At 56.5% G+C, this 26,253-nt stretch carries 22 protein-coding genes and 1 pseudogene; 11 read left to right on the top strand and 12 right to left on the bottom strand.

What is annotated here, in order from left to right; translation table 11 throughout:
* Positions 1-295 precede the first annotated feature (295 nt).
* Complete coding sequence (gene rhaS / locus WFK59_RS05715) at positions 296-1,117, top strand: HTH-type transcriptional activator RhaS (protein ID WP_233984245.1); 822 nt, start codon at positions 296-298, stop codon at positions 1,115-1,117.
* An 11-nt stretch (positions 1,118-1,128) separates the two neighbouring features.
* Entirely contained in the window at positions 1,129-2,001 is an 873-nt protein-coding gene (gene rhaR / locus WFK59_RS05720) for an HTH-type transcriptional activator RhaR (protein ID WP_233984244.1), read from the top strand.
* A gap of 44 nt (positions 2,002-2,045) precedes the next feature.
* On the opposite strand, the gene rhaT is transcribed toward rhaR, so the two are convergent.
* Positions 2,046-3,080 (bottom strand): L-rhamnose/proton symporter RhaT, encoded by a 1,035-nt coding sequence (rhaT, locus tag WFK59_RS05725; protein WP_233984243.1) that lies wholly within the window; start codon positions 3,078-3,080, stop codon positions 2,046-2,048.
* A gap of 360 nt (positions 3,081-3,440) precedes the next feature.
* Here rhaT and WFK59_RS05730 point away from each other — a divergent pair, with 360 nt between their 5' ends.
* Complete coding sequence (locus WFK59_RS05730) at positions 3,441-3,764, top strand: hypothetical protein (RefSeq protein ID WP_336755264.1); 324 nt, start codon at positions 3,441-3,443, stop codon at positions 3,762-3,764.
* Positions 3,765-3,807: 43 nt separating this feature from the next.
* A complete protein-coding gene (locus WFK59_RS05735) occupies positions 3,808-3,906 on the top strand; it encodes a YoaK family small membrane protein (RefSeq protein ID WP_008925225.1) in 99 nt (32 codons plus the stop codon).
* 3 nt (positions 3,907-3,909) lie between these two features.
* Here the strand turns inward: WFK59_RS05735 and WFK59_RS05740 are convergent, their stop codons facing one another.
* Positions 3,910-4,176: a DksA/TraR family C4-type zinc finger protein gene (locus WFK59_RS05740; protein ID WP_233984241.1), complete on the bottom strand. Its 267-nt coding sequence runs from the start codon at positions 4,174-4,176 to the stop codon at positions 3,910-3,912.
* A 196-nt stretch (positions 4,177-4,372) separates the two neighbouring features.
* Here WFK59_RS05740 and aldA point away from each other — a divergent pair, with 196 nt between their 5' ends.
* On the top strand, positions 4,373-5,809 hold the full coding sequence (gene aldA / locus WFK59_RS05745; protein ID WP_336755266.1) for an aldehyde dehydrogenase: 1,437 nt from the start codon (positions 4,373-4,375) through the stop codon (positions 5,807-5,809).
* A 35-nt stretch (positions 5,810-5,844) separates the two neighbouring features.
* On the opposite strand, the gene WFK59_RS05750 is transcribed toward aldA, so the two are convergent.
* Both WFK59_RS05750 and WFK59_RS05755 read right to left on the bottom strand, forming a co-directional pair.
* Positions 5,845-7,113 carry an MFS transporter gene (locus tag WFK59_RS05750; protein ID WP_336755267.1) on the bottom strand — a complete coding sequence of 423 codons (1,269 nt, stop codon included), beginning with the start codon at positions 7,111-7,113 and terminating at the stop codon, positions 5,845-5,847.
* On the bottom strand, positions 7,110-8,531 hold the full coding sequence (locus WFK59_RS05755) for a M20 family metallopeptidase (protein WP_336755268.1): 1,422 nt from the start codon (positions 8,529-8,531) through the stop codon (positions 7,110-7,112). Before WFK59_RS05755 ends, WFK59_RS05750 begins: the two co-directional genes overlap by 4 nt.
* A 145-nt stretch (positions 8,532-8,676) precedes the next feature.
* Here WFK59_RS05755 and WFK59_RS05760 point away from each other — a divergent pair, with 145 nt between their 5' ends.
* Complete coding sequence (locus tag WFK59_RS05760) at positions 8,677-9,591, top strand: LysR family transcriptional regulator (RefSeq protein WP_336755269.1); 915 nt, start codon at positions 8,677-8,679, stop codon at positions 9,589-9,591.
* A 50-nt stretch (positions 9,592-9,641) separates the two neighbouring features.
* On the opposite strand, the gene WFK59_RS05765 is transcribed toward WFK59_RS05760, so the two are convergent.
* On the bottom strand, positions 9,642-11,237 hold the full coding sequence (locus tag WFK59_RS05765) for an ABC transporter substrate-binding protein (RefSeq protein WP_233984236.1): 1,596 nt from the start codon (positions 11,235-11,237) through the stop codon (positions 9,642-9,644).
* A 127-nt stretch (positions 11,238-11,364) separates the two neighbouring features.
* Here WFK59_RS05765 and pepT point away from each other — a divergent pair, with 127 nt between their 5' ends.
* Positions 11,365-12,591, top strand: coding sequence for a peptidase T (gene pepT / locus WFK59_RS05770; protein WP_336755270.1), 1,227 nt, complete (start codon positions 11,365-11,367; stop codon positions 12,589-12,591).
* Between the two features lie 36 nt (positions 12,592-12,627).
* Here the strand turns inward: pepT and WFK59_RS05775 are convergent.
* Positions 12,628-13,411, bottom strand: a pseudogene (locus WFK59_RS05775) (transporter substrate-binding domain-containing protein).
* Between the two features lie 74 nt (positions 13,412-13,485).
* A complete protein-coding gene (locus tag WFK59_RS05780; RefSeq protein ID WP_233984233.1) occupies positions 13,486-14,652 on the bottom strand; it encodes a methionine aminotransferase in 1,167 nt (388 codons plus the stop codon).
* 125 nt (positions 14,653-14,777) lie between these two features.
* On the opposite strand from WFK59_RS05780, the gene WFK59_RS05785 reads away from it, so the two are divergent.
* Entirely contained in the window at positions 14,778-15,659 is an 882-nt protein-coding gene (locus WFK59_RS05785) for a LysR substrate-binding domain-containing protein (RefSeq protein WP_336755271.1), read from the top strand.
* Here the strand turns inward: WFK59_RS05785 and WFK59_RS05790 are convergent.
* The 4 genes from WFK59_RS05790 to WFK59_RS05805 all read right to left on the bottom strand — a co-directional run bounded on the left by WFK59_RS05790 (position 15,617) and on the right by WFK59_RS05805 (position 22,264).
* A complete protein-coding gene (locus WFK59_RS05790; protein WP_233984231.1) occupies positions 15,617-17,284 on the bottom strand; it encodes a methyl-accepting chemotaxis protein in 1,668 nt (555 codons plus the stop codon). The genes WFK59_RS05785 and WFK59_RS05790 overlap by 43 nt on opposite strands.
* A gap of 203 nt (positions 17,285-17,487) precedes the next feature.
* Positions 17,488-19,008, bottom strand: a complete 1,521-nt coding sequence (locus WFK59_RS05795; protein WP_336755272.1) for a carboxylesterase/lipase family protein — start codon at positions 19,006-19,008, stop codon at positions 17,488-17,490.
* Between the two features lie 513 nt (positions 19,009-19,521).
* Entirely contained in the window at positions 19,522-20,862 is a 1,341-nt protein-coding gene (gene hglS / locus WFK59_RS05800) for a 2-oxoadipate dioxygenase/decarboxylase HglS (protein ID WP_336755273.1), read from the bottom strand.
* A 67-nt stretch (positions 20,863-20,929) separates the two neighbouring features.
* Positions 20,930-22,264 carry an MFS transporter gene (locus WFK59_RS05805; RefSeq protein ID WP_336755274.1) on the bottom strand — a complete coding sequence of 445 codons (1,335 nt, stop codon included), beginning with the start codon at positions 22,262-22,264 and terminating at the stop codon, positions 20,930-20,932.
* Positions 22,265-22,586: 322 nt separating this feature from the next.
* Here WFK59_RS05805 and WFK59_RS05810 point away from each other — a divergent pair, with 322 nt between their 5' ends.
* Positions 22,587-23,507: a LysR substrate-binding domain-containing protein gene (locus tag WFK59_RS05810; RefSeq protein ID WP_233984227.1), complete on the top strand. Its 921-nt coding sequence runs from the start codon at positions 22,587-22,589 to the stop codon at positions 23,505-23,507.
* Here the strand turns inward: WFK59_RS05810 and smrA are convergent.
* A complete protein-coding gene (gene smrA, locus WFK59_RS05815) occupies positions 23,504-24,070 on the bottom strand; it encodes a DNA endonuclease SmrA (protein WP_336755275.1) in 567 nt (188 codons plus the stop codon). The two genes, WFK59_RS05810 and smrA, sit on opposite strands and share 4 nt — an antisense overlap.
* Positions 24,071-24,385: 315 nt before the next feature.
* On the opposite strand from smrA, the gene WFK59_RS05820 reads away from it, so the two are divergent.
* A complete protein-coding gene (locus WFK59_RS05820) occupies positions 24,386-25,138 on the top strand; it encodes an FNR family transcription factor (RefSeq protein ID WP_094119513.1) in 753 nt (250 codons plus the stop codon).
* A gap of 117 nt (positions 25,139-25,255) precedes the next feature.
* The gene (uspE, locus tag WFK59_RS05825) at positions 25,256-26,212 is read left to right on the top strand and encodes a universal stress protein UspE (protein WP_159859383.1); all 957 of its coding nucleotides are present in this window, start codon (positions 25,256-25,258) and stop codon (positions 26,210-26,212) included.
* Positions 26,213-26,253 lie beyond the last annotated feature (41 nt).

Here is a 26,253-nt window from a genome sequence, read left to right on the forward strand (position 1 = left end):
GGCAGCATTTTTTCCTGTGATTTGATGGTCACAGAGTAGAAATCCTGCCGGGTCGCCACCTTCCCGACAGTGCCAGCGGGCGAAGGCCACTGGCAGACTTGCAAAGAAGTTCGTGAGAGAGATCACAGAGACGATAGCTAAGGCGATGTGACCCCTGCCGCAAATTTGTTAACTGCTGAGGATTTCTTGAATAATCAGCAAGATTACTGCTGAGATGAGCGGAAAATTCAAGGTAAGGTGACCCTGTGCTGATTAGACTCCGTTACGGTTTTGTTAACAGTGGCGAGAGGCGATAATGACCATTTTGCACAGTGCGGATTTTTTCCCGGAAGGCGATTATGCAATCGCCATTGAGCCGCGTGTTCCACAGCAGGCTTTTCCGGAACATCATCATGATTTTCATGAAATTGTGCTGGTAGAGCATGGGTCAGGCATTCATGTGTTCAACGGGCAGCCGCAAACGCTGTGCGCTGGCTGCGTCTGCTTTGTGCGCGATCACGATCGACACCTGTATGAGCAGACCGAGAACCTCTGCCTGACCAACGTGCTGTATCGCAGTCCGGGTGCGTTTCGCTTTCTCTCCGGACTGCAGGCGCTGCTGCCCTGTGATAAGGATGGACACTATGCTTCGCACTGGCGTATTAATCACAAAGTGATGGCCCAGGCGCTGAGTGTGGCGACGCAGATGCGGCAGGATGAGGTCTGGTCACTGGAGAAGCAGGCACGCCAGGAGCAGCTGTTTCTGCAACTGCTGGTGCTGCTGCGTGAAGCGTGTCGTGACGAACAGAGCCAGGATCAGGAGGCACGTCTGCATCGGCTGCTCGACTGGCTCAACGATCACTACAGTGATGAGATTGTCTGGGATGAACTGGCCGATCGTTTTTCCCTGTCGTTGCGCACGCTGCATCGACAAATGAAGCAGCAAACCGGCAGCACGCCGCAGCGTTACCTCAACCGGCTGCGGTTATTGCAGGCGCGCCATTTGCTGCGTCACAGTGATATGCGAATTACCGATATCGCCTTTCAGTGTGGATTTGGTGACAGTAACCACTTCTCCACCCTGTTCAGGCGCGAATTTGGCTGCGCACCGCGAGCGGAGCGCCAGCAGATGTTGTAAAGGAGCACAGTATGGCGTTGATACTCAGCCGGGATGATTATTTTCCTGCCACCAGCTTACCGGTGGCGGTAGCCGAACGGATGCCCCAACCCTCTTTTCCGCCGCACCAACATGAGTTTAGCGAAATCGTCATTGTCTGGCGCGGCAACGGTCTGCATCTCCTCAACGATCGTCCCTGGCTAATCACCTGTGGCGACGTTTTTTATATCCGCGACAGTGACTGCCACAGCTACGACAGCGTCAACGACCTGGTGCTGGATAATATCCTCTATTGTCGTGACCGCTTCACCCTTGGGCTGGACTGGAATCAGCTGCTGCCACCCCAGGGCGCCGATGCGCCCGGCTACTGGCGTCTGACCACGCGCGGTATGGCGCTGGCGCGCGGCGTGATTAGTCAGCTGGAACGCGAAAGCCGCAAAAGCGATTCCCTGTCGGTGCAGCTGTCTGAGGCGCTGTTTTTGCAGCTGGCGCTGATCCTGCGCCGTCATGGCTATGCTGCCGATCGCCCGTGGGCGCTACCGGAAGGTGAGCAGTTAGATTTGCTGATGTCCGCATTACAGGGGGCGATTGCCCGTCCTTTTGACCTCGCCGAGTTTTGCCAGCATAACCAGCTTAACGAGCGGGCGCTCAGGCAGCTGTTTCGCCAGCAGACCGGTATGACCATCAGCCATTATCTGCGCCAGCTGCAGCTCTGCCAGGCGAAGTATCTGCTGCGTACCCAGGATTGTCTGATCAGTGAAGTGGCGGCCCGCTGCGGCTTTGATGACAGTAACTACTTTTCGGTGGTGTTTACCCGCGATACCGGCCTGACGCCCAGCGCCTGGCGTCAGCGTTTCATTTCACCCGGCCACGCATTAAAAAACGCGGATTTTGAATCACAATAGCGCGAGCCTGCATCGGCAGGCTCGCGCTTCACTGCAGTTTCCACTCAGGCTGCCATGCCCAGCCCAACGATATTGGCGGCGATGATAATCACCACGCAACCAATCGATAAAACGCTAACCGGCCGACGACCCGCTGACTTCCACTCTTTCATCAGCAAACCGACCAGACCGCCACACAGCACGTAGAGGCTCATGTGCAGCATCCAGCTCACATAGTCATACTGCGCCGGAATTCGGGCATGTCCCCAGGCGTAAAAGAAGAATTGCAGATACCACATGGTGCCGCCGAGGACGGCAAATGCCACGTTCGCCATCAGCAGGGGTTTTGCCACCGAGAAATCACGGCGCACTGACAGTTCGGGTCGGGTTGCCAGCCGGAAGAAACAGAACGCCAGGTTGACCAGCGCCCCGCCGCCCATAATCACCACATAACTGGGCAGCGCGACATAGAGCGGATCGATGCCCAACTGCGCGGCGGCCTGATGCATCGGCTTCGCGGCATCCATCGCAAACGACATTCCGGCAGAGAAAATGCCGCACATCACCGCCAGCACCAGTCCTTTTTTCAGATTGAACTCTTCCGCATTAATGCCCAGCGCCCGTTCTTTCAGCAGGCCAGCCCGGGTCACTATGCCCACCCCAATCAGCGCCACCAGTACGCCAAGCAGGGTTAAGCGGCCACCGGCCGAGGCGAACAGCTCACCAAACCGGCCTTGCAGCAGCGGCGTCATCAGCGTGCCAACCACCAGCGTAATGCCAATGGCAATACCGATGCCCATCGACATGCCGAGATAACGCATCGTCAGACCATAGTTGATGTTACCGATCCCCCACATCGCGCCGAACAGAAACACCGGCATCAGCTGGGCCAGGCTGAAACTACTGTAATAGGCGCGGAAGTCGGGCAGCAAAATGGCGCTCACCGCCCAGGGCAAAATCAGCCACGACATCACACCACCCACCGACCACATGGTTTCCCATGACCATCTTTTCACCTGTTTAAAAGGCGCGTAGAAACACGCGGCGCTGGCAGCTCCGACAAAATGCCAGAAGATTCCTGCAATAATGGCACTGTTCATTGTTTTTTCCTGGTTAGGTTGAGGCCTGACGGAAACCAGACGATTTCCGCTTAGCAGGCAGTCTACGTTTTGCAGGAATTCCTCAGCCTTTGAATGAATGCCGGATGCCGCAACGTAATGGCAAAATTGCCCGATTAATCCCGCCAGGGATCACAAATTGCTCTTTGTCAGATTGCCGGACGCTTTTCGGGCTAAGTCGCTTATTATTCAGTGTTTTTTGTGATTTTGCTGTGTGGCGCAGCACATTATCAGCCTGGCTGCCATGCGCGCGATCATTTTGGCAAAAGAACAAAGAAGCCTTTCCTTACGGCGGCGAGGTTCGTATAAACTGGGGGAAATTGATCGGATTCAGGGATTAGGATGACGACGAAGTGGTTAACGCTGTTTCTTTCACGCGCAGTCAGCCAGGTGATGCTGGATGATCTGCGGGCGATTTTGCCCGCAGATGCCATGAAGGTTTTTGTCAACGGGCTGGATGAAACGCACTACGCCACCATTGAATGCGTGCAGGCTGAACAGCATTGTGCCTTGATCGCCGCAGCCATCGTCGTCTGGCGTCAGCTGGGACATGTTGAGCATATTGTGTTTAAAAAAGGGGAACTGCTGCGTGAGGTTAATGATGCGACGCAGTTTCAACTGTTTACCCTGTTGAAAACCCACCGCGCAGTGTTACAGCTGTCGTGATAAGATCGCCCGCCTTACCCTCTCTGTTATCAGCAGGAAAATAATGAGAATTGGCATCCTCTTTCCTATCGCCATTATCGTGGCGGGCGTAGGCTTTCTGGCCTGGTTTATTGGCAGTGGCCTGGCGATGCCGGGCTCCTGACGCCTAGCGCAGCTGGCTGTCTTTACTGCCCCGCCGGTTATATAAGCTGCTACTCTGCTGCTGCTTGTCCAGCTTCTCCTGACAGGATACGCAGTAGCGTACGCCTTTTAACGCTTTACGGCGCGCCTCGGGAATGGGTTCGCCGCAGAGTTCGCATTCGGTGGCGCTTTCGCCCTGACCGATTGACTGCCGGACACGTTCAATGCCGTCGTTGACGGTGCTGTCGATCTGCTCCTGTACTGCGCCTTCCGACGCCCATCCGTTTGCCATGATGTGATCCTCCTGTTACGGCTTCTCTCCTTTAAATCTATAACAATTTGCGGTTTTTGCCGTAAAACGCGCCGATTTCTGTGATTGGTTGCCAGCAGTTCTTCACGCCTGGCAATCAGGAAAAGGTAGACCCGCCGGATCTGTTTCACCCTGCTATCACATTATTGCAACGTACCGTTAGCGGAGAGTCCTGCGAATGACAACACATCATCAACATTACATCAATGGCGAGTTTATCGCCGATCACAATGATAAGTGGATTGAGGTGATTAATCCCGCCACTGAGGCGCTGCTGTCGCGCATCCCGCAGGGCAGCAAAGAGGATGCACAGCGCGCTATCCTCGCCGCCGAAGCGGCGCAGCCAGCCTGGGAAGCGCTGCCCGCAGTGGAGCGGGGTCGCTGGTTGCATAAGATCGCCACGGCGATTCGCGCACGCGAACCGCAGCTTACCGGGACCATTGTGGCGGAAGGAGGAAAAACGCAGGGGCTGGCGCAGACCGAAGTGCTGTTTACCGCAGACTATCTCGACTATATGGCTGAATGGGCCCGCCGTTACGAAGGTGAAATCATCAACAGCGACCGCGCCAACGAGAATATTTTCCTGTTTAAAAAAGCGATTGGCGTCACCACCGGTATTCTGCCGTGGAACTTCCCGTTCTTCCTGATTGCGCGTAAAGCCGCGCCAGCGCTGATCACCGGCAATACCATCGTTATCAAACCCAGTGAACTGACCCCGAATAACGCCGCTATTTTTGCTGAGATTTTACAGCAGATTGAGCTGCCCGCCGGAGTGATCAACTTTGTTTATGGCTATGGCCCGGAAGTGGGACAGGAGCTGGCGGCGAACCCGAAAGTGGGGCTGGTCAGCCTGACCGGCAGCGTGGGTGCCGGCATTGCGACCATGCAGGCAGCGGCGAAAAATGTCACTAAGGTGTCACTGGAACTGGGCGGTAAAGCACCGGCTATCGTGATGGAGGATGCCGATATCGATCTCGCGGTGCGGGCAATCGTCAGCTCCAGGATGATCAACAGCGGCCAGGTCTGTAACTGTGCAGAACGGGTCTATGTCCAGCAGGGCATCTACGATAAATTTATCACCGCCCTTACCGCCGCGTTCCGCCAGGTGAAACTGGGCGATCCGGCTCAGCACAGCGATATCGATATGGGCCCGCTGATTAATGCTGCGGCTCTGGCGCGTGTCGAACAGAAAGTGGCGGATGCGGTAGCGGCAGGCGCAACGGTGGTGCTGGGCGGCAAACGGGCTGGCGATAAAGGCTTCTTTTTTGAGCCAACGCTGATCACCGGTGTGCGTCAGGAGATGGAGATTATGCAGGAGGAGATCTTTGGTCCGGTGCTGCCGGTGATGGCCTTTAACACGCTGGACGAGGCGATCGCGCTGGCTAATGACTGCCAGTATGGCCTGACCTCCTCGCTCTATACTCAGAATCTGAACAACACGATGAAGGCGCTGCATCAGCTGAAGTTTGGCGAAACCTACGTCAACCGCGAAAACTTTGAAGCGATGCAGGGTTTTCATGCCGGCTGGCGTAAATCGGGTGTTGGCGGTGCCGACGGCAAACATGGGCTGGAAGAGTATCTGCAGACTCACGTCGCCTATCTTCAGTTCAGCTAAACAGCAAAAACGGGCCGTGATAGCGGCCCGTTTTGTTATTCCAGATGCTTACGGCTGCGCGACAGCGCCACACCGCTCAGGACGGCGACCGCCATCAGATAATAGCCTGGCGCCAGGCTGCTGCCGGTAGCGGCGATCAACATGCTGCAAATCAACGGCGCAAAACCGCCGAACACCGTCACCGCCACGTTATAACTGATTGCCATACCGCTGGCCCGGGTGGTGGCAGGAAACAGATCGGCCATCACCGACGGCACCGTCGAGAAGTAAACGGACTTCAGCAGCGCCATCCAGGCCACCAGCAGAATCAGCGTGGTCGGCGTGGTGTGATCGACCATGCCTTTAAAGGCCGGATAGATGGTCACCATCAGCAGTAACAGCGATCCCCACATCAGCGGCAGACGGCCAATACGCTCTGCCCACAACCCCATTACTGGCGTGACGACCGTCAGGATGATCCCCGCCACCAGCGTAGCGGTGAAGGCTACCGATCCCGACAAGTGCAGCGTCTTGGTGGCATAGGTCGGAATGTAGTTCAGCATGTAGTTGATGGCCGTTGAAATAACCATCACCCCAATCGCCAGCGTGATCAGCGCCTTCTGCCGACCGAACAGGGTTTTAAGCGGCGCACTGTGCTTCTCCTGCGCCACAAAACTGGCAGGCTCGTGAACGTGGCGGCGAATCCAGGCACCCAGCGGACCAATCAGTAAGCCAAAGGCAAACGGGATCCGCCAGCCCCACGCCTGAATTTCACTTTCACTCAGCCACTGCGTCAGCCCCAGCCCAAACGCCGACGCCATCAGCGTGCTCGCGCCCTGGGTGGCAAACTGCCAGCTGGCGATAAACGCTTTCCGTTCCGGAAAGTGCTCCACCAGAAAAGCGGTGGAACTGCCAAACTCGCCACCGGCTGAAAATCCCTGTATCAGCCGCGCCAGGATAATCAGCAGCGGCGCAGCCAGCCCAATGGTGGCGTAACCCGGCATAAAGGTGATGATCGCCCCGCCCAGCATCATCAGATTGATCGACAGCAGCAACGCCTTTTTACGACCGTGGCGATCGGCGTAGTTACCTAATACCAGCGCACCCAGTGGGCGGATAAGAAACGCAATACCGAAGCTGCCAAACGTCAGCAGCAGCGACACCGAGGGATCGCTGACCGGAAAGAAAGCGTGGGCGATATAGCTGGCGAAAAAGCCATAAACCGCGATATCAAACCACTCCAGCGCGTTACCAATACAGGTGGCAAACAGGGTTTTATGCAGGCTGGGCGTGATCCGTGGCGTGCTCTGCGCGATGCTGCTCATTGTCCACTCTCCTGCCAGTCACGGTGGCGGGCGATTAACAGCTGGCCCTCTTCACCCAGTTGCCAGAACAGCCGGGTCATGATCTCCAGCCCTTCGCGTGCGATTGAAGTCAGCATATGCTCATTGACCCCGTGCTGCCCGCAGGCCGGATAGGAGTGCGGCACCCACAGCGTTGGCAGGCCGAGGATATCGGCAAACACCTCATTGGGCAGCGATCCGCCAAGGTTGGGCAACAGCGCCGGTTTTTTACCGCTGCTGCGGGCCAGGCTGCTGAGCGCCCATGCCACCAGCGGGTCCTGCGGATTCAGCCGCGTCGCCGGCGAGCCGCGCATAAACTCCACGCTGACATTATCGAAACCGTGCTGACGCAGATGCTGGTCGATGTGCTGCGTCAGATTCTGCCAGTCGGTGCCGACCACAAACCGCAACTGGCAGACCGCCGTGGCGCGGCCCGGAATGGCGTTCATCGGCCGCGCCGGGTGACCGGTTTCAAACGCCAGCACCTCCAGCGTATTCCAGCCATATAACCGTTCGGCCGCGGTTAAACCCGGTTCACCCCAGTTTTCAGCCAGCGCCGGATCGCCCGGCATGCCCCCTGGCTCGATGTCACTGAGGATGTCGCGCACCGCTGGCGTCAGTGAGTCAGGCTTTAGCGCCGCCACCTGTAACACGCCCTGCGCATTCACCAGACAGGCCAGCGCATTCGCCAGTTGCGTGCCCGGATTGCTTAATAAGCCGCCCCAGTTTCCTGAGTGATAGGCGTTGTCGCGCGCCGTAATAGTCAGACGAAAGTTAGCGGCTCCGCGTGAGCCGAGGAACAGCGTCGGCCGCTCAGCATTAAGCCGCGGGCCGTCGGAGGCGATAAACAGATCGGCGGCCAGCAGCGCCTGCTGCTGCTGGCATATCTGCGCCAGTCCCGGCGAGCTGATCTCTTCCCCCATCTCAAACAGGATCTTGCAGTTAAAGCCCAGCCGGCCGCCGCGTGCCGCCATCACCTGTTCCAGCGCCGCCAGATTGATGCAGTGCTGGCCTTTGTTATCCGCGCTGCCCCGGCCATACCAGCGATCGCCTTCCGCGGTCAGTTGCCACGGTGATAAGTCCTGGCGCCAGTTCTCTGCATCGCCTGACACCACATCCCCATGACCGTAGCAAAGCAGCGTGGGCTGCGCCGGATCTTCTATCCGCACAGCGATCAGAAACGGTGGGCTCTGCGGCTGAGGATTATCAAAAAGGTGAAGCGTAAAACCGAGTGCCTCAAGCTGAGGCCCAATCTCAGCCTGCAGATAGTGCTGCAGTTCCGCCTGACGACCGGGATGCTGACTCTCCGTGATACAGGCAATGCGTCGGGCCAGCAGTTGCTGAAACCCCCCGCTGTCGAAATAGCGCATCGCCTGATTTACCGCCTGTTGCTCTGTCATGTTTGCCCTGTTTGTTTTTTTAATGGTCAGTTATCTTTGACAAACTTCGGGCTTTGCCACAATTATCAATTTATCGAGTGAGCTTTGCTTTTAAAGCAAAACCAGCCTGCCCCTTTTTAATGCGTCCGGTCGGTAAGGAGTGACCATGTTGAGCAGTGAAATCCGCTATTTTCTGGCGGTGGTGAACGGTGGTTCGCTCAGCGCGGCCAGTGAGCAGCTCTATGTTGCCGTCTCGGCCATCAGCCGCCAGATTCAGCGGCTGGAGGCGCAGGTGGGCGTTCCGCTGTTTGAACGTCATGCGCGCGGAATGGTGTTGAATGAGGCCGGGGAAATTTTCGCGCACCATGTGCGCAAGAGTCAGCTGGATATGGAATATGCGCTGGCGGAGATCAAGGGACTGAAAGCGGTACGCCGCACCCGCATCCGTATCGCCTGTACCGATGGCATGGCATTCAGCCTGCTGCCAGGCCTGCTGTCTGAGTTTCGCCTCGCCAATCCGGGCGTGCTGTTTGCGCTGAATGTCACTCACTCGCAGGGCGTGGCTGAAGCAGTGCGGGCCGGTGAATGCGACGTTGCGCTGCAGTTCAGCCTGCATCCGGAACGCAGCGTAGAGGTGCTCGGCTCATGGCCAGCGCCGGTGCTGCTGGCGATGCATCAGAGCCATCCGCTGGCGTCACGCCAGGTGACGCTGGCCGATCTCCATCGCTGGCCGCTGGCATTGCCGGGTCAGCACACCACGGTGCGGCAACTGTTTGATCTCACCTGTCAGATGAACGGCAGCGTGGTAGAGCCGGTGCTGACCTGTGATTATTTCGCCATGCTGTATCACTTTTTGCTGCGCACGCCGCAGGCGGTCACCATCTGTAGCGCGTTTACCCTGCTGTTTGAGCGCGAGTCGCAAAATCTGGTGTTGCGGACGATGGGGGTCGATCAGCTCAGCCAGCGTACCCTGCAACTGCAAACGGTATCAGGCCGCCAGCGTTCGGCGGCCCTGTCGCTGTTTCTGGATTTTTTACAGCAGCGGTTAAGCGAAATCGATCGGCAACTGCGGCAGGAATAACCGGTTAAAGCGCCCTGTTGTCCCGCTTGCGGTGGGCAACAGGGTCTCTGTTACTGCCTGATGTCGACCTGATAAAAGAGGTGTTTACCGAACGGATCGACCTGATAGCCGCTGACTGATTTACGTACCGGCTCGAAAATGGTCGAGTGCGCGATCATCACGGCCGGCATTTGATCGTGCATCATCTGCTGCGCCTGCAGATAGAGCGCGGTACGTTTGCCCTGATCCGGTTCGGCGCGGGCGGTGGTAATTAACTTTTCAAACGGCTGATAGCACCATTTTGACGAGTTCGAACCGCCCTGGGCCGAGGTACAACTATAGAGCGGGCCAAAGAAATTATCCGGATCGCCGGTGGCGGTGGTCCAGCCCATCAATGCCGCCTGATGCTCGCCGCTGCGGACCCGTTTCAGGTATTCGCCCCACTCATAGCTGACGATATTGGCTTTGATACCCACCTTCGCCCAGTCCGACTGGATCATCTCGGCCATGCGACGGGCATTGGGGTTGTAGGGCCGCTGGACCGGCATCGCCCACAGCGCAATCTCGGTGCCCGGTTTCACCCCCGCCTGTTGCAGTAACGCTTTGGCTTTTTCCGGATCGTAGTCGTAATCCTTCAGATCCTTGTCAGCGCTCCAGACGCCCGGCGGCAGAATATTTTTTGCCACCGTGCCGGTGCCTTTAAAAATCGCGTCGATGATGGCCGGTTTGTTGATCGCCATCGCCAGCGCCTGACGCACCTGGACATTGTCAGTGGGCGCTTTGGTGGTATTAAACGCCAGGAAACCGGTATTCAGTCCGGCTTTCTGTTCCAGCGTAATGTCCGGATTGGCGCGCATTTTCTCCAGATCGGCCGGATTGGGGAACGGCATCACCTGGCATTCGTTCTTCTCCAGCTTGGCATAGCGCACCGAGGCATCCGGCGTGATGCTGAACACCAGCCGATCCAGCTTCGCCTTGCCCTGCCAGTAATCCGGGAAGGCGCGGTACAGAATGCGCGAATCTTTCTGATACTGCACCAGCTCAAACGGACCGGTGCCGATCGGGTTCATATCCACTTTCTCCGGCGTACCGGCTTTCAGCATCTGATCGGCATATTCAGCGGAATGAATCGAAGCGAAATACCAGGCGAGGTCGGCCAGGAACGGCGCCTCGGGATGCGACAGCGTGAAGCGCACCGTATGGTCATCTACCCGATCAATCTGTTTGATCAGCGTCGACAGCTCCAGGCTTTCGAAGTTGGAATAGGTGCCGCCTGAGACGTTGTGGTAGGGATTCTTCGGGTCCATCTGGCGCATGAAAGAGAAAATGACATCGTCGGCGTTAAAGTCGCGGCCCGGTTTAAACTGCTTGTTGCTCTGGAATTTAACGTTTTTGCGCAGATGGAAGGTGTAGACGGTGCCGTCCGGAGTGATCTCCCAGCTTTCCGCCAGGCTGGGCACCAGCTCAGTGGTGCCCGGTTTAAAATCCACCAGGCGGTTAAACACCGGTACGGCGCTGGCATCGACGCTGGTGCCTGAGGTATAGAGTTGCGGGTTAAAATTCTCTGGCGATCCTTCAGAGCAGTAGACCAGCGTTTTAGCGTTAACGCTGGCCGCCAGCGTCATCCCAGCCGTAACAAGCGCTAAGGTGGCTATCTTCATTTTCATTATCATCCTCGCTTTGTATTGACTTCCGGTGATCAGAATACCTAAATGAATCATTCAGATGCTTCATTGATAGCACGATTCGGCACCATAGCGAACCCCGCACGTAGCTGACTAATAAGGAATAGTGATGACCGACAAACTTGAGACCCAACTCACCGAGCGTTTTTTCCGTTACCTTGCCGTCAGCAGTCAGAGTGATGCGAAATCGACCAGCCTGCCCAGCACGCCGAGCCAGCACGCCATGGCGGAACTGCTGGCGGCTGAGCTGCGTGAACTGGGGCTGGAACAGGTGGTAATTGATCAACATGCTACGGTAACGGCGGTGAAACGCGGTAACCGTCCCAACGCGCCACGCATCGGGTTCATTACCCATATCGATACCGTTGACGTTGGTCTCTCACCCGATATCAAACCGCAAATTCTGCGCTGGCAGGATGAAGATCTCTGCCTGAATGCCGGGGAGGATATCTGGCTGCGCCGCGACCAGCATCCGGAGATCGCCCCCTATATCGGTCAGGAGATCATTTTCAGCGACGGCACCAGCGTGCTGGGCGCCGACAACAAAGCGGCGGTAACCGTGGTGATGACGCTGATGGAAAACCTGCACGGCGATCATGGCGATATCGTGGTGGCGTTTGTCCCCGATGAAGAGATTGGCCTGCGCGGGGCCAAAGCGCTCGATCTGGAAACGCGATTCAATGTGGACTTCGCCTGGACCATCGACTGCTGCGAACTGGGCGAAGTGGTTTATGAAAACTTCAACGGCGCCGCTGCTGAGATTCGCTTCACCGGCGTGCCGGCGCATCCGATGTCAGGTAAAGGGGTGCTGGTTAATCCGCTGCTGATGGCCCATGACTTCATCAGCCAGTTTGATCGTCAGCAGACGCCGGAACAGACCGAAGGGCGTGAAGGCTATATCTGGTTCAATGAGATGCAGGCCAATGCCAGCCAGGCGATTGTGAAAGCCTCCATCCGCGACTTTGACCTCGCCAGCTTTGCCGACCGCAAGCAGCAGCTTCAGCAGCAGGCGCAGGAAATTGCCGCTCGCTATCCAACCGGTAAGGTCGAGATTACCCTCACCGATATCTACAGCAATATCAGCAATGCGCTGGGTGAAGATCGTCGGGCGATTGACCTGATTTTTAAGGCGCTTAGCGCGCTGGATATTGAACCGAAGGTGATTCCGATGCGGGGTGGCACTGATGGTGCGGCGCTGTCAGCTAAAGGCTTGCTGACGCCGAACTTCTTCACCGGCGCGCATAACTTCCATTCGCGTTTTGAGTTCCTGCCGCTGCCGTCGTTTGTAAAATCCTACCAGGTGGCCGAGAAGCTCTGTTATCTGGCGGCGGAGTAACAATCAAATCGGGCGCACTCTGCGCCCGATTCTGGCTTATGGCTTCACGCTGACATCAATGCCCGGAAAGTATTTCTCCGCCAGCTTTTTCAGCGTGCCGTCGGTTTGCACTTTGGCGATCGCCGCATCCAGCGACTGCTTGAGCTGGGTGTCATCTTTACGCAGACCAAAGCCGATCCCCGATCCCCGATCCCAGAATGGCATCATCTTCGACCGGCTTACCGATAAAGCCGAAGCCTTTACCCTGTGGTTTATCGAGGAAGCCCGACTGACCGGCAGCTGACATCACCAGCGTGCCATCCAGACGCCCGGCGACCATATCGTTATAGACCTGGTTCTGATCCTGATAGGAGGTGACGGTCACGCCCTGGGATTCCCAGTGCTTTTTGGCATAGGTTTCCTGAATCGAACCCTGCAGCACCCCGATATTCTTGCCCTTCAGTGATTCAGCGGTCGGTGCCAGCTTCTCGCCGGTTTTCGCCACCAGCATGGTGGGAATACGGTAGATGGGCTGGGTGAAACCGATGCTTTTGGCCCGCGCTTCGGTGATGTTCATCGCCGAGTTGATGGCATCAAACTTCTTCGCCTGCAGCGCCGGGATCAGCGCGTCGAAGCTGCTTTCCACCCAGTGACAGTTAAATTTACCGGCCTGACAAATGGCATTGCCCAGCTCGATATCAAAACCTTCCAGTTCCCCTTTGGCGTTGCGGCTTTCAAAAGGCGGATACTGCGACTCCAGGCCATAACGTAAATCCTGCGCCAGTGCCTGTACTGAAGCCATCATGCCGAGTGCCAGAAAGAGTGCGTTGCGTTTTTTCATTACTTACCCCGAAATTATTGTTTTAACCGATCGCTGTCCTGCTTCGCAGTGCGGCCGTCAGGCAACGTTTCCCGTTACTGCGGGAAGGCACACAGCGCCGCAGCGCCAGCCTGTAACGTCGCCTCATCTTTGGCAAAGGAAAGACGGATCAGTTTGTTGTCGGTGCCATCCATATAAAACGCCGACAGCGGGATAGTGGCTACCCGATGATCGACGATAAGACGTTTTACCATTTCGCTGTCCGGTTCGTCACTGAAATGTCCATAGCTGGCCAGCATAAAAAAGGAACCGGCGCACGGCAGCAGTTCAAACGGTGAATCCTGCAGCAGCGCAATCAGCCGATCGCGCTTTTGCTGATAAAACGCCGACAGCGACAGATAGTTTTCCGCGTTCTGCAGATATTGCGCGAAGCCGACCTGCATCGGTGTGTCGGCGGCATACATCATAAACTGATGGACTTTCACCAGCTCCGTCATCAGCTCTGCCGGTGCCAGACAGTAGCCGACCCGCCAGCCGGTAACGTGAAAGGTTTTGCCAAACGAAGAGACAATAACGCTGCGCGCCGCTAGCTCCGGATGGGTCGCCATGCCGCAGTGCCTGCGCCCATCAAACAAAATATGTTCATAAACTTCATCAGAGAGCACCACAATGTCCGTGTTACGCGTCAGTGCCGCCAGCTGATTAAGATCCTCTGGCGTCAGCACCTGAGCGCTGGGGTTATGCGGCGTATTGATGATGATCATCCGGGTGCGTGGCGTAATCGCAGCGCGCAACTGCTGCCAGTCAATGGCAAATGACGGCACCTGAAGTTTGAGGCCAATCGGCTTGCCGCCCTGCAACCGCACCACCGGTGCGTAGCTGTCAAAGGCTGGCTCAAAGAAAATCACCTCATCGCCCGGATGCACCAGCGCGGTAATCGCCATATAGATGCCCTGACTGGCGCTGCCGGTGATCAGCACTTCGCTGGCCGGATCATATTTCTGACCGTAGAGCGTCGCCACCTTGCTGGCTAAGGCTTCACGCAACGCCGGTAAGCCGGTCATCGACGCATACTGATTTTGGCCGTCACGCATCGCCTGACTGACCGCCTCGACCAGCGCCGGATCGCAGGGGAAATTGGGTGCGCCCTGCGACAGGTTAATCGCCTGATGCTGCGCTGAGAGCTGACCGATAACGCTGAAGATGGTGGTGCCAACATCTGGCAACTTTGAGTGGATGGCGACAGGCGTGTTCAGGGACATGATCTCTCCGTCAGAAGCATAGATAAGCGAATACGATAAATAGCTATTCAACGGGCTGTGACTTGAGTCGGCAAGCGAAATGTCGTCATAATAGCCATGATAAAAATGCATAGCTGAGGTTCTCTGTGTCGCGTTCAACCCTGCCGCTTAACGCCATTCACGCTTTTCTGGTGACGGCCCGCCACCTCAATCTGACCCATGCCGCCCGGGAGCTGTGCATAACCCAGGGCGCGGTCAGCCGCAAGATCGCGGCGCTGGAGCACTGGCTCGGCCTGAGTCTGTTTGATCGCCACGCCCGCGGCCTGCGCCTGACGCCGCAGGGCGCGGCGCTGCTGCCTGAATGGCGTCAGGGCTATGAACTGATCGCTCAGGCCGGCGAAAAAGCGCGCCGCACCCAGGCCAGTATTCGCCTTAAAGCGCCAACCTGTGCGATGCGCTGGCTGGTACCACGGTTGATGGCGCTGGAGCAACGGCAGCCGGAGCTGCATGTGGCGCTGACCACCACGCTGGATCATGCTTCTCAGCTTGATAACTTCGACGCCGCTATCGTTTATGGCAAACCCCGCCGTGATGCCATAACGCTGTTTGAGGAGTCGCTGACGCCGGTGATGGCGGCGGGAACGTCGCTACCCGATTCACCCGCAGAGCTGGCTGGCATGACCTTTTTGCATCCCACCGACGATATGCGCGACTGGCAATGCTGGCTACAGGGACAAGGGATCGCAGTGACGATGCAGCGCAATCAGCACTTTTCCACCATGGATCTGGCGATTAGTGCGGCGATTCAGGGATTTGGCGTGGCGATTGCTGACAGCAATCTGGTGGAGAGTGATATCGCCAGCGGCAGGCTGGTTAAACCCTTCGCTGGCGAGGTAAAAACCGGAGCGGCCTACAGTTTACTGCAGCGGCCGTCCGGAGAAGCGCCGCCGTTACTGGCGGAACTGGTGGCGTGGCTGGTTGAGGATCAGAAGGTCACCCAGTCGCCATTGTCAGCAGGCTTAGCCTGAGCGGTCGCCAGCGCCGGCGCTTTTGGCGCATTCGGCCTCAGCGGTGCGGCGGGCGCAGCCTGGCTCACGTTGCTGGAAAGGCGGAACTTCGCGACTGAGGCCTGTAACGCTTCGGTCTGCAGCGCCAGGGCGCTGGCGGCGGCCGAGACTTCCTCAACCAGCGAGGCGTTTTGCTGCGTCACGCTGTCCATTTCAGTTACGGCGGCCCCAACCTGCGAGATCCCCTTACTCTGCTCTTCCGAGGCGGCAGCGATCTGTTTCATGATCGCATCCACATCCTGCACCGATTTCAGAATGTTATTCATGGTGCCGCCGGTGGTGCCGACCAGCTCGGCCCCTTTTCCAACCCGCTGAACGGAATCTTCAATCAGAGTAGCAATCTCTTTGGCGGCGTTGGCGCTGCGCTGGGCCAGATTACGCACCTCAGAGGCCACTACGGCAAAACCGCGCCCCTGTTCACCGGCACGAGCGGCTTCTACCGCGGCGTTCAGCGCCAGAATGTTGGTCTGGAAGGCGATGCCATTAATCACGTTAGTGATCTCAGCAATTTTCTTCGAACTGCCGGAAATGCCGTTCATGGTGCTGACCACTTCGCTCACCAGCTGGCCGCCCTGTTGTGCGGTCGTGGTGGCGGTTTCCGCCAGCAGGCTCGCCTGACGCGCATTGTCGGCGTTAAATTTCACCGTCGCAGTCAGCTGCTCCATACTGGCCGCAGTCTGCTCCAGCGCCGCCGCCTGCTCTTCGGTACGCGAAGAGAGATCGTTGTTGCCCGCCGAGATTTCTGCCGCGCCGCGCGAGATGTTCTCGGTGCCGCTGCGAATCGCGCTGACCGCTTCACGCAGGCTATCCTGCATGGCACTCAGCAGTGGCACCAGTTTACCGACACAGTTGCGACCAAAATCGGCCACTGGCTGGCTCAGATCGCCGGTGGCGATAGTGGCAAAATGGTTACGGATAGTTTCCAGCGGCCTGACCAGCATCGCCACCAGATAGCGATCGGTGAACAACAGGATCAGCAGGCCGAGGATCACCGTTACGGTGATAATCATTTTGGTCAGTGCGGTTAAGCGGTCAACTTCAACCCGGGTATGATCCAGTACCTGTGCCGCGCCCTGATTGAATTTTTCAGCGCTGGCACCAAAGGCCCGGCTGAGCTGCGGCGTGACATTATTGGCCTGCTGACGATAGGCATCGGGTGAATCCTGACGGGCGAGTTGCAACTGCGGCGTGACGCCTTCATCCAGCAATTTCTGCCAGCTCTGTACCACGCTGTCGACCACATCCGGGTTCATTGGTCCCGGCGCCAGCTGTTTAAAGGTCGCCAGTTGCTGGGTCATGTTATCCAGCGCCTGCTGTACCGGCGCATAGGCATCATCGGACAGCGTTTTGCCGCCCGCCTTGCTGTCCATCACGCGCGACAGACGGGTGATAACGCGGAAATATTGATCGTTGCCTTTACTGAGCACCGTCATTTGCGCGACCAGATGACGGTCAACATCATTCCCTTCGCTCAGCGCGCCGAGAGAATGGATGCTGAATAACCCGACACCGCTCCACAGTAAGCAGAACAGGCCCAGAATGGAGAGCATCACAGCGCGAATGGTGAAATTTTTGAGCATTCCCATACCAAAATCCTATACACGTTGACCCGTAAGTGTCGGGCATAGGAGATCTATCGGCAGTGGATAGTGAAGATGTAACTCTTTTGTTATCTAAAATTTTACAGCGTCTTTAGCGCGGAGTTCTATTAATCTCTTTATTTTTCACAAAATTATGCGCGAATGGCATTGATAATCCCATTCGCGCAATTTGATGGTTAGCACGCTAATTAAAGGCGCACCATTTTGGTCATCAGCAATCGCAACAGCCGCATTCTGGCGCGCATAAAGTTCTTTTTGAGGACTAAACCACTGTGGCGCTCCTCACCCAGTGACATTGTCACATCTTCGCCGGGGTGCCAGGCTGGCCAGACAACCTCTCCTTCAAGCTGATGCTTATATTCGCTGGCATCGCAGGCGAAGCGGAACCAGTAGTCGCTGACGCGCGCGGCGAATGCCCGATCCTCCTCACTGAAGGGGCGATTTTCACTGGGATCGGGCATCTGACTCAGGGTATTAAGCACGTAGGGCACTTCATTGCCGTGCCAGGTCCCGTCCGGATAGAGATCGCGCGCATTCTCCGAAACATAATCGAACCAGTAACGCCAGCCAGGCATCCCGCTATTATGCTGGGCGCGCATCACCAGCCACGGCACCACGCTGAAGGCCATATCGCGCGCCACCGCACGACCGAGACGCCGATCGTCATGGAGGTCATACATCCACTTGAGCATCCGGTAAAGCACCCGATTTTTATCGCGCAGCTGATGCAGCACGGCGGTGCTATCGACGCCAAAATAGTCCAGCACGCTGGCTTCGTCGCTGTTACTGCCGGCCATTAACGGCAGCCGATGCTGCTTTGCCGCCAGAAAGGTTTTCAGCATCGGCTCAGGCAGCACCGCATCGCCGGAGATCGGCACCGGCTGGATCGCCAGCGCACCCTCCAGCGACCAGAAGGCATCAGCGGGTAAAGCACGCAACGCATCGGCACTGGCATCGGGCGGCAGGCCGAAATGGCGAGCCACCGCCATGCCCTGCTGGCGCGCTTTTTTCAGCGGGGTATCGGGTAAACTGTAGGCGCTCTGGACGATGCCTTTGTGAAACAGCCCTTCCGCCAGCGGCGAACAGCAGAGTGACAGCACGCTGCGCGCGCCTGACGATTCGCCAAACAGGGTGACATTACGGCGGTCGCCGCCAAACGCGGGAATATTACGCTGCACCCACTGCAGCGCGGCGATCTGATCAAGCAGACCAAAATTATTGACCGAACCGGCAACCGGATATTGCGCATCTAATGCCGGATGGGAAAAGAAGCCAAAATGGCCGAGTCGGTAATTGATGGTCACCACCACCGCGCCGCGCGAGGCCAGCGGCTTGCCGCTGTAAGGTGCCAGACCGCCCGCGCCGATGGTATATCCGCCACCGTGTAACCAGACCATCACCGGCAGCGGGGTAGCTGGTTCAACATCCGGGGTCCAGACATTCAGGTACAGGCAATCCTCACTAAATTCGCCCGGATCGCCACCCCCTACCGCCCGGCAATAATCACGGTTTTGCCAGCCTGAAGCGGCAAACTGTGTGGCATCACGCATGTTTTGCCACGGGGTTACCGGCTGCGGTGGACGCCAGCGCAGTGCGCCTTCCGGCGCGGCGGCATAAGGTATGCCTTTGAATACGAAAAGGTCGTCATCCATGCATCCACGCAACTCACCCTCTGCCGTCATGATCCGCAGACCTGTTTCGTTTTTCATTCCTGTTTCCCTGTTCAAACGTCTCTCCATTATTTGCAGGCCTTGAGACATTGTCCATGTCCGGAACAGATTTGCAGATTATGCCGAAGGTCGAAGCAAAGCACTGAACAACATTATCAAAAGGTTTGAATAGGCATCCGCCCGTTTTCTGTTTATATTTATTAACGCTTTCCAGAAAGTACCGGCATTGCTACGGTGCGGTAAAACAGGGATGGCAATATAAAAAAAGCCTGCACACAGTTAATTACAACAAATCATATCGGCGTAGCGCGGCGGTTGCGCTGCCACTTATCGCCTTTATAGTTAAATTTAATTTATTATTTTACGCCAGCATCAGGGAACACCCGTCCTACAGCAAACCTTATCTATCGCTTTGCTTATCCAGCTATTTTAACAGGGTATAACGTTGAGACTGCGCTATTCAGAGTCAGAACGAATGTGCAGATCGATTGCCGATGCGCAGCGGTTAAACGGGACAATCGACGATGGTCCCGTTTATTCCCTTCAGCGTGATCAGTTCATCACACCACATCGCAGCAGCGAACGTTGCTGACGTTGCGCATAAAGCGTCATTTCGTCTGTCACCGCACTGCCGAGCGCTGCTTCAAACGCCGCCCGGCTGGCCTGGCCGGTTGAACGCACCTGCGCGTGATCGCCGAGGTTTGACTGAAAAATGCCCGCTGCGCTGACCGGCAGAAAATCTTCGTAGATAATAGGTTCGGCAATGATGCGTCCTTGCGCGATCAGGCTGTCGAGCGTTTCGCCCCGGGCTGGCGGCGTTGCAATGCCCTTTTCGCTCAGACGATAGTGGAACCACGCCAGCGCCTGCTGCCGCAGCGTCTGTTCATCGTCGGGAAAATCCCGGAACACATCGGCAAGATGCTGCTGATGCTGCTGATTATCCTCGCCGCTACCTGCCTGTTGCAGTAACCGGTCGTACAGCGCCCGTCCCTTCGGGGTCAGCGCTGCGCCGCGCTGCTCGATTTCCCCAAAGCGTGCCGTGTGGCTGCCCTGATGACCGTCTTTAAAGATTATCGCCTCTTCCAGCGCTCTGAAGCTGGTCTGACGTAACAGAATCGGGACCTGACGACACGGCGGTCCCTCAATCAGGGTTTTGGGTTCGATTCCGCGTGATGGCATCAGTTGCTGAACCCGATCAATATCCAGCGTGCGGGGCGTCAGGTGATTAATATGGCACCCCGGGAAGCAGACGACGTCAGCAATCAGCCGGTGTTGTTGATTCAGTGCCTGGTAGGTCTGGCTATCAACGCTGCTGTGCGCGTGCCAGCGAAAGGTTTCCAGCGCTTCACTGACAAACTCTGCCGCCTGCTCAGCGGTGAATCCGCCCTGCTGCTGATGCAGTTGCAGCAGTTGCCGGCAGCGCGGTGTGAAAATGTCGCGCGCCGCCAGTATCGCTGCCGCTTTTTCACGTAATGCCACATCGTCAATCAGCTCAAGCCGCAGCAGAGAGGTAAAGACACGGAAAGGATTACGCCGCAGCGCAGCGTCATCGACCGGCCGGAAAGCGGTGGAATGCACCGGCACGCCCGCCTGTGAGAGATCGTAATAACCGACCGGAACCATTCCCATCACCGCAAATATCTGCCGCAGCGTGGTAAGTTCGCTGGCGCTACCGACGCGGATAGCGCCGTGACGCTCAATGTTAAGGCGGCTCAGATCATCGGCCGCTGTCAGGCGATCTTTTAGCGCGGGATCGGACTCCAGCGTGCGGTCATTAACCGCCATTACCAGTTGCATCAGCGTGCCGTATTGCGGCACCTCCTGCTGATACATGGCGGACATGGCCTGAGAGAAGCGGGTGCGGATTGCATCCGCACTGAGAAAGTTGTCCATCTGTTCCACCTGACACCGTGAGCGTTGTTGCTAATGTAATGCAACGCGTTGGCGCCAGCGGAAAAAATCACGAATTTGTGATCGGCTTAAAGCCGTAGCGGTTTTTCAGCACCAGCATCAGGGTGGTGATCACAGCGGGAATGGCCAGCAGCAGGAAGATAAAACTAAACGACCAGCCGAGCGACAGCATTTCTGCGCCGACAAAAGCGCTGAGAATGGCACCGACACGGCCGACGCCATGCATCCAGCTGGAACCGGTAGCACGGGCATGGGTCGGATAATAACTGGCAGATAAGGCGTTCATTCCGGTATTGGCCCCGTTGAAGCAGAAGCCGCTACAGAAAGCAATGCCGCTCATGATGCCCACTTCCGCCGGTGAAAAGCCGAGCGCCACAATGAACAGCCCACCGCAGAAGTAGATAGCGGCCAGCGCGAGGTTGGCATTGAAACGGTCCATCAGCCAGCCGGCAAACAGCGATCCCAGGGTTCCGCCGGCCTGATACATGGCGGTGATAATCGCCGCTTCGGTGACGGACATCCCCAGGGTGTTGACCAGTGACGGCAGCCAGCTGCCTATCAGATAGACCAGAAACAGCCCCATAAAATAGCCGCCCCACAGCATGGTGCTGCCAAACAGATAGCTGCGCGACAGGACGGTGCCGATGGCGCCCCGTGCCGCGACGCTGGCTTCCGGCGCATGAAAGGCGCTGTCCGGCTGGGTGGTGCCCGGCATCATCCGCTCAACGATGGCGTGAATGCGCGCGGCAGGCGCGCCACGGCTGATCAGAAAACGCACCGATTCCGGCAGACCCCGAATCAGAAAAGGCAGGATCAGTAACGGCAGAATCCCGCCGAGCAGCAGGACCGAATGCCAGTTGTAGCGAGGCAACAGCCAGGAGGCCGCAAATCCCCCACTGGCGGCACCAAAGGTGAATCCGCAAAACACCACGGTGATGATGAATGCCCGGCGTCGTTCTGGTGCGTACTCGGCTACCAGCGTCCCGACGTTTGGCATTGCTGCACCCAGCCCCAGCCCGGTAAGAAAGCGGAACAGCATCATCTGTTCGATATTGTGTGACAGCGCCGTTGCCAGCGTCCAGAGACCAAAAAAGAAGACGCTGAGAATAATCATCATCCGGCGACCATAGCGATCGGCCAGCGGCCCCGCGACCATCGCCCCGAGTGCGAGACCAATCAGCGCGGCGCTGATCACCATCCCCAGCTGATGCGTAGTCACGCCCCAGGCGGTTTTGAGCGTAGGCGCAATAAAGCCCATAATCGCGATGTCCATTCCATCGAGCGCCACCACAACAAAGCAGAGCGCAATTAACCGCTTTTGCCAGCGACTCAGCGCCTGCTGGTTAATGAGCTGGCGTACATCTACCGCCTCTACGCTGGACAATGAAAACTCCTCTCTGGCACCGGGATGTGACATCAGTTTTAGTAAAAAAAACGGCGCCAATGATAGCCGATCGTTAAGGTTATGACGTCAGATTTTTATATGATATTGAGAATTATTCAACTTTATATCGCTAAGCGGTTGATCTGACACATTCCCGATTTGGACTGCTTTCATCGCATTCTCATATGACACGTTTATTTTCAGCGGCTTACTCCCGAATCCTGTCGCCTTGCCTTATTTGTTAATATAATTTTGCAGCTAAGTTAACAAAATCCATTTTAAAAGGTTGCCTGTTAGCGGTGATTCTCATTAAGTTTGAGAGATGGAAAAAAATATCCTTTTCAATCAGCGCATTCGATTGCGCCATTTACATACCTTTGTTGCGGTCGCGCAGCAAGGCACGCTGGGCCGGGCGGCAGAAACGCTCAGCCTGAGCCAGCCTGCCCTGTCGAAAACCCTGAATGAGCTGGAAGAGCTGACCGGCGTGAGGCTGTTTGAGCGCGGCCGACTCGGCGCGCAGCTGACCACCATGGGAGAGCAGTTCCTGACTCATGCTGTACGGGTACTGGACGCTCTCAACCATGCCGGACAGAGTTTCAATGAGCAGCCTGCCGACCAGCCAGCCATCATCCGGCTCGGTGCGCTCACCACGGCCGCCATGGGGATGCTGCCGCAGATCCTCGATCGCTTTCATCAGATACAACCTAACACCACTATTCAGGTGGCAACCTTACATAATAACGTGCTGTTAGCCGGCTTACGGGCGGGTGAGTTCGACATAGGTATCGGCAGGATGGCAGACAGTGAAATGATGACCGGACTGACCTATGAGCTGCTGTTTCTCGAATCGCTGAAGCTGGTGGTGCGGCCCGAACACCCGCTTCTGAGTGACAATGTCACGCTTTCACGAGCGATGCAGTGGCCGGTTGTGATCTCACCCGAAGGCACCGCGCCCCGCCGTATTGCTCAGCAAATGCTGGACGAACAGGGCTGTTCACTGCCACCGCACTGTATCGAGACCTCTTCTACCTCACTGGCGCGCCAGCTGGCGCTGCGTTACGACTATATCTGGTTTGTGCCATCCGGCGCGATTAAGGAAGATCTTAACCACAACGCCGTCTGCGCCCTGCCGATTAACTCATCCGGGCCGGGCGAGCCGGTCGGCATTATTACCCGCACCGGCAGTCAGCTCAGCCTGAGCGCCGAAGTGCTGATGTCTACCATGCGCAAATTCCACAGCTAGCGGCTGCGTTTGGCGTGCCGCTCGCGGTTATCCAGCCGCGCTTTATCGGTCTTGCGCAGCCCGACATAGAGCGCGCCGGCACCGCCATGCTGCGCCTGGGCGACGCAAAAAGTCTGCACATCCTCAAACTGGGTCAGCCAGCGCGCCAGATAGCTGCGCACAATATTGGCGTGCGACTCATCCTCCCGGCCTTTGCCATGGATGATCAGCAGATTGCGTAATCCCTGCTTATGCGCCTGCACCATAAAGTTAAACAGCGCCTGACGACAGGTTTCGACCGGCTGACGCAACAGGTTGAGGCTGGCATCCAGCCGGTACTCGCCTTTCCGCAGTTTATCCAGCACGCCCTGCTGGATACCATCCGCCTTATACTCCAGCGGCGTGTTCAGCGGCACGATATCCAGATAGCCACGGGTCAGGAAATTCTCCTGTTCGGGATCGCACGGCGGATGGCGCGGCGCTTTGGTGGAAGGTGATTTCAGCCACAAGGTGCTGGTGGTGTCTTTTAACGGAGTGACATCTCCCATGGCGTCTCGAAAAAGATCGTTATCATCAAGGTTCATGGTTTTCTCACACCTGATTAAAATTGATGGAGGGCAAAACAGGCTCAGTCTGAAAGCGTAGCAAAAGCTGACGACACTGCGCTAATCCTCTTTTTCGCTGCTGCCGGGCAGATTAAATCCCGGTAGCAGATCATAAAAGCGGCAACTTTTCGTGACAGTGAGACGATGCGCCATTCTGAGAGCCCCGTCACATCTGCGTTTAGCGCCCTGTTGCACATCCATACTTTTTGTAAGCCTAAAACTGCTCGGATGAGTTCCCTTCAGCACAAAAAATGTTAAAATTGACCCCAGTCAATAATCGTCGAGCAAACCATTATGATCCCTGAAAAACGCAGCATTCGTCGTATTCAGTCGGGCGGTTGTGCCATTCACTGCCAGGATTGCAGCATCAGTCAGCTCTGCATCCCCTTTACGCTAAATGAACATGAGCTGGATCAGCTCGACAATATCATTGAGCGTAAAAAACCGATTCAGAAAGGGCAAACCCTTTTTAAAGCGGGTGACGATCTCAAATCGCTCTACGCCATTCGTTCCGGCACTATTAAAAGCTACACCATCACCGAACAGGGTGATGAGCAGATCACCGGTTTCCATCTGGCCGGGGATTTAGTCGGCTTTGATGCCATTATGGGTGCCAGCCATCCGAGCTTTGCTCAGGCACTGGAAACGGCGATGGTGTGCGAAATTCCGTTTGAAACGCTGGATGATCTGTCAGGCAAAATGCCGGCCCTGCGTCAGCAGATGATGCGACTGATGAGCGGTGAGATCAAAGGCGATCAGGACATGATTTTACTGCTGTCGAAGAAAAATGCTGAAGAGCGTCTGGCTGCGTTTATCTGGAATCTGTCACGCCGCTTTGGTCAGCGTGGTTTTTCCCAGCGTGAATTTCGTCTCACCATGACCCGAGGTGATATCGGTAACTATCTGGGCTTAACGGTAGAAACTATCAGCCGTCTGCTGGGCCGCTTCCAGAAATCAGGCATGCTGGCGGTTAAGGGTAAATACATTACCATTGAGAACCACGCCTTACTGGAAGAGTTAGCGGGTCAGAGCCATCAGGCTGCCTGATACCGGGCCGGATCAATAATTGTTATTTTATTGATCCGGCAGTAACTTTTTCACTTCTTCCGCTGTGCAACATAGGCTATCTTTAATCCAGTCGCTCTGGTTTAAGGAGAGTTCCTCATGTCCCAGTACCAAAATATTCTGGTCGCGATCGATGCCCAGCAAGACGACCAGCCTGCGCTGCGGCGTGCGGTCTATCTGAATCAATTCATCGGCGGCAAAATCAAAGCCTTTTTGCCCATCTATGATTTCTCCTACGAAATGACCACCCTGCTTTCGCCTGATGAACGCGCCTCGATGCGTCAGGGCGTGATCAGTCAGCGCACCGAGTGGATTCGCGAGCAGGCGCACGCCTATCTGGATGCCGGTGTTGAGATCGAAATTAAAGTGATCTGGCATAACCGCCCCTACGAAGCGATTATTCAGGAAGTATTGGCCCATCAGCATGATTTAGTGCTGAAAATGGCGCATCAGCACGACCGGCTGGAATCGGTTATTTTTACCCCGACCGACTGGCACCTGTTGCGGAAATGCCCGTGCCCGGTGTGGATGGTAAAAGACCAGCCGTGGCCGGAAGGCGGTAAAGCGATTGTGGCGGTCAACCTTGCCAGTGAAGAACCCCATCACGATGGCCTGAATCAGAAGCTGATCCGTGAAACGGTCAAGCTGGCGGAAACCGTGAATCACACCGAAGTGCATCTGGTGGGTGCCTACCCCATTACGCCCATCAATATCGCTATCGAACTGCCCGATTTTGATCCCAGCGTCTACAACGACGCCATCCGCGGCCAGCACCTGGTGGCAATGAAAGCGCTTCGGCAGAAATTCTCCATTGGTGAAGAGTTCACCCATGTGGCTAAAGGGTTACCTGAGGAAGTCATTCCCGATCTGGCCGTGCATCTGGGTGCGGGCGTGGTGGTGTTAGGGACTATCGGACGGACCGGCCTGTCTGCCGCTTTCCTCGGCAATACGGCGGAACAGGTGATTGATCATCTGCGTTGCGATCTGCTGGCGATCAAACCTGACGACTTCAAATCGCCAATCGATCTGGATGATGAAGAGGATGAGGAGGATTAACCCTCTTCAGAAAAGAATCGGGCGGCTTATCAGCCGCCCTT

Source organism: Pantoea sp. USHLN298, from assembly GCF_037149395.1.
GTDB lineage: Bacteria > Pseudomonadota > Gammaproteobacteria > Enterobacterales > Enterobacteriaceae > Pantoea > Pantoea astica.

Coding starts and splice junctions, on each gene's coding strand:
- aldA (WP_336755266.1), top strand. CDS start 4,373: ATGACAACACATCATCAACATTACATCAATGGCGAGTTTATCGCCGAT.
- smrA (WP_336755275.1), bottom strand. CDS start 24,070: ATGAACCTTGATGATAACGATCTTTTTCGAGACGCCATGGGAGATGTC.
- WFK59_RS05790 (WP_233984231.1), bottom strand. CDS start 17,284: ATGGGAATGCTCAAAAATTTCACCATTCGCGCTGTGATGCTCTCCATT.
- WFK59_RS05780 (WP_233984233.1), bottom strand. CDS start 14,652: ATGTCCCTGAACACGCCTGTCGCCATCCACTCAAAGTTGCCAGATGTT.
- pepT (WP_336755270.1), top strand. CDS start 11,365: ATGACCGACAAACTTGAGACCCAACTCACCGAGCGTTTTTTCCGTTAC.
- WFK59_RS05730 (WP_336755264.1), top strand. CDS start 3,441: ATGACGACGAAGTGGTTAACGCTGTTTCTTTCACGCGCAGTCAGCCAG.
- WFK59_RS05760 (WP_336755269.1), top strand. CDS start 8,677: ATGTTGAGCAGTGAAATCCGCTATTTTCTGGCGGTGGTGAACGGTGGT.
- hglS (WP_336755273.1), bottom strand. CDS start 20,862: ATGGACAACTTTCTCAGTGCGGATGCAATCCGCACCCGCTTCTCTCAG.
- rhaT (WP_233984243.1), bottom strand. CDS start 3,080: ATGAACAGTGCCATTATTGCAGGAATCTTCTGGCATTTTGTCGGAGCT.
- WFK59_RS05750 (WP_336755267.1), bottom strand. CDS start 7,113: ATGAGCAGCATCGCGCAGAGCACGCCACGGATCACGCCCAGCCTGCAT.
- WFK59_RS05735 (WP_008925225.1), top strand. CDS start 3,808: ATGAGAATTGGCATCCTCTTTCCTATCGCCATTATCGTGGCGGGCGTA.
- WFK59_RS05795 (WP_336755272.1), bottom strand. CDS start 19,008: ATGAAAAACGAAACAGGTCTGCGGATCATGACGGCAGAGGGTGAGTTG.
- rhaS (WP_233984245.1), top strand. CDS start 296: ATGACCATTTTGCACAGTGCGGATTTTTTCCCGGAAGGCGATTATGCA.
- WFK59_RS05820 (WP_094119513.1), top strand. CDS start 24,386: ATGATCCCTGAAAAACGCAGCATTCGTCGTATTCAGTCGGGCGGTTGT.
- WFK59_RS05810 (WP_233984227.1), top strand. CDS start 22,587: ATGGAAAAAAATATCCTTTTCAATCAGCGCATTCGATTGCGCCATTTA.
- WFK59_RS05755 (WP_336755268.1), bottom strand. CDS start 8,531: ATGACAGAGCAACAGGCGGTAAATCAGGCGATGCGCTATTTCGACAGC.
- rhaR (WP_233984244.1), top strand. CDS start 1,129: ATGGCGTTGATACTCAGCCGGGATGATTATTTTCCTGCCACCAGCTTA.
- WFK59_RS05740 (WP_233984241.1), bottom strand. CDS start 4,176: ATGGCAAACGGATGGGCGTCGGAAGGCGCAGTACAGGAGCAGATCGAC.
- WFK59_RS05765 (WP_233984236.1), bottom strand. CDS start 11,237: ATGAAAATGAAGATAGCCACCTTAGCGCTTGTTACGGCTGGGATGACG.
- uspE (WP_159859383.1), top strand. CDS start 25,256: ATGTCCCAGTACCAAAATATTCTGGTCGCGATCGATGCCCAGCAAGAC.